Here is a 2,840-nt window from a genome sequence, read left to right on the forward strand (position 1 = left end):
AGGCCCGCACGCGTCAGCCCCGCTGCCCCCCGCGCTCATGGGGGCTCCCGGCGACCCCATGGGGAGACGGACGATCACCGGGACCCATGGCCGGGCCGGGCGCGCGGGGGCGGCGCGCGGCGGCCCCCGGGGGCCCGCCGCGGGGCGGGCCGCCCCGACGGGGGCGGCCTACCCGGTCCGCAGCACGCAGTCCCCGCAGAGTCCGCCGCCGGGCACCTGGTAGTAGAGGCAGCAGCTGCGGCGTACGAAGGCCACCCCGAGGCCTTCTTCGTGGATGAACGTGCCGCTGCCGCCGAGCGCGCCGCCCTCGGCCAGCAGCTCCGCCGTCAGGGGCACCGCCGGGCCGCCCGGGACCCGGTCGATCAGCATGCGCAACGCCCCGACCAGCCCCGATGCGGCGTTCCCGCGCAGCACCTTGGGCGAGACCCCGTACCGGTCGCGCACCGCCCGGTCCAGCACCGCGAGGTGGCCGAGCACGTTCTCGCCGAGCGCCGCGCACGGCAGCTCCCCCCGGCCCGGATCGGGCAGCCACAGCTCCGTCGACCCCGCCGCGGGCAGCCGCCACCACACCCGGTCCGCCGCCAGGTCCGGGATCCGCCCGCCCAGCGCGGCGCAGCCCAGCCCGATCGACCACAGCCGGGAGGCGATCCCGAACTGCGCGGTGGAGGCCGCGACGCGGCCGGGCCCGGTGCCGATGCGCCGGCCCACCTCGGCGACGTACGGCTCCGGTCCGCTTCCGTAGAGCTCGCTCAGCGGCCGGAAGCCGGGGCCGGGCGGCTCCGTCCCGTACGGCACGCCGAAGAACGGCCCGACGGCGGCCAGCCGGCCCAGTACCTCCTGGATCTCCATGCGCGGATGATCTCAGGCGGCGGTGTTCTCGCGGATCACGGCCAGGGTCCGGGCGACGGTCCGGGCCATGGACGTGCGCATCGCGGTGCGCCGGGACTGCGTGACCTCGTACGGGAACTCGCCGCTGAAGGTCAGGGTGAGGGCTCCGGTCGGGTCCTCGTCGATGACGTTGTCGATCGTCCAGACGTCCTTGTCGTCGGAGCGGCGGAAGCTGACGCGGTGGCCGATGTCGAAGACCACGACCTCGCGGAACCGGTCGCCGTCGCGGGCTATCTCGCGGACCAGGCCCTGCGGGTTCTCCGACAGGACGGTGCACTCGGTGATCGCCGGCACGTAGGGCCGCGGATCGGCGGCCTTGGCCACCAGGCCCGCCCACACGTCGTCACGGCTCAGCCGGAGCCGGTCCTCGGCCACGGGGTCGTTCACGGGCAGGGTGTACTCGATGCGGGTGACGGTCTCGGTCATGCCGGGCTCCCCAGGTTGTCGATCGTGCAGCGGGGCAACCAGCGTCCCCGGCCCGGCATTCCCCGGAGCACCCCTGAAAGGGCGCTCCGGGTCGTTCCAGGGGTCGCCGGGGGGTGCGGTACGGCCGCCCGGCGGCTACGACGCGGCTAGGACGCCTGTACGACGGCCCCCGCGGGCCCGGTTCCGCGGTGAACCGCCCCGGCGCGGCGGACCGCGGGGCCCATCCCGTACGAGGCGGCCAGCAGCACCGCACCGAGCAGCAGCCAGCCGGGGATCCCCCACAGCAGCAGCGAGGTCAGGACCAGCGGCCCCAGGGTCCGCGCGATCGGCACCCCGGTCCCGAAGAAGCCCTGGTACTGCCCGATCCGGTCGGCCGGGGCCAGGGAGAAGCCGATCTGCCAGGACCCGGCGGACTGCCGCATCTCGGCGTCCACCTGGAGCACCGCCCCGGCCACCAGCAGTGCCGCGGCCGCCCAGCCCGCCCGGGGCAGCGCCGAGAGGGCGAACACCGCGCAGGAGGCGGCCATGACCAGTCCGGACACCCGGACCGCGCGGCGGGCGCTGTCCAGGTCGCCGACCGGGCGTGCCGCCCGCACCTGGAACAGCATGACGGCCACGGTGTTGAGCACGAACAGCGCCGACACCAGCCAGCCGGGGGCGCTGGTGCGCTCGACGATCCACAGCGGGATGGCGAGGCTCAACAGCGGCATCCGCAGCAGCAGGACGGCGTTCAGCAGGGTGACGAGCGCGTACGGGCGGTCGCGGAGCACCGCGAGCCGCGGCTCCCCGGCCGTCCGCTGCGGTACGGGCGCCACCGCGGGCAGCCGCAGCAGCACGGCGGCGCAGGCCAGGAAGCTCACGGCGTCGAGGAGGAACACCGCGAGGTAGGCCCGCTCGGTGTCGGCGCTCAGGGCGAGCCCCCCGAGGGCCGCCCCCAGCGCCAGCCCGGCGTTCAGCACGGACTGGAGGTGGGCCAGCACGCCCGTGCGCTCCTGCGGGGTCACCAGCCCCGCGAGCAGCGCCTGCCGGGCGGCCGCCAGCCCGCACTGGGCGGTGGCGTAGACGACGACGGCGAGGAGGAAGGCCCAGAAGGAGCGGATGAACAGGAACGAGGACACGGCGGCCGCGGTGGCCAGGGCCAGCAGGACCGAGGTGCCGCGCGGACCGCGCCGGTCGGCGAGCGCGCCCAGCGGAACGCCCGCGACCGAGCCGATCGCCCACGCGAGCGTCAGTCCGAGGCCGATCTGGGCGGGCGAGAGACCGACCACGCGGGTGAAGTAGAGGGCCGAACACACGTAGTAGGCGCCGTCTCCGACGGAGTTGCTCAGCTGGGCGGCCGCCAGGCGGCGCGGCGCCCCGGGAGGGGGCAGGATCCGTATCGTCACCGGTCCATTGGATCAGCCGGATGGCCCAACCGGGCGGTCCAATCGGCGGCCTGGCCCGTGACCCGATCGCCGCACTGCGCGACGCCGGGTTCGAACTCGGGCCGTACCGGCGGCTGTTGATGCCTGAGAAGGGGCCGCGGG

General features: G+C 75.7%; 3 protein-coding genes and 1 pseudogene. 1 reads left to right on the forward strand and 3 read right to left on the reverse strand.

Translation table 11 applies throughout. The features are described from left to right. Positions 1-168: 168 nt before the first annotated feature. The 3 genes from ACFXA3_RS40255 to ACFXA3_RS40265 all read right to left on the reverse strand — a co-directional run bounded on the left by ACFXA3_RS40255 (position 169) and on the right by ACFXA3_RS40265 (position 2,699). A complete protein-coding gene (locus tag ACFXA3_RS40255; protein WP_385196035.1) occupies positions 169-849 on the reverse strand; it encodes a (2Fe-2S)-binding protein in 681 nt (226 codons plus the stop codon). A gap of 12 nt (positions 850-861) precedes the next feature. Further along, a complete protein-coding gene (locus ACFXA3_RS40260) occupies positions 862-1,314 on the reverse strand; it encodes an SRPBCC family protein (protein WP_385196038.1) in 453 nt (150 codons plus the stop codon). A gap of 146 nt (positions 1,315-1,460) precedes the next feature. Continuing rightward, positions 1,461-2,699, reverse strand: coding sequence for an MFS transporter (locus tag ACFXA3_RS40265; RefSeq protein WP_385196041.1), 1,239 nt, complete (start codon positions 2,697-2,699; stop codon positions 1,461-1,463). Positions 2,700-2,749: 50 nt separating this feature from the next. Between ACFXA3_RS40265 and ACFXA3_RS40270 the strand changes: the two are divergent. Next, positions 2,750-2,840 (forward strand): annotated as a pseudogene (locus ACFXA3_RS40270) (SAM-dependent methyltransferase); the annotation flags it as partial.

It is taken from the genome of Streptomyces sp. NPDC059456, assembly GCF_042750055.1.
In the GTDB taxonomy this organism is placed as follows: domain Bacteria; phylum Actinomycetota; class Actinomycetes; order Streptomycetales; family Streptomycetaceae; genus Streptomyces.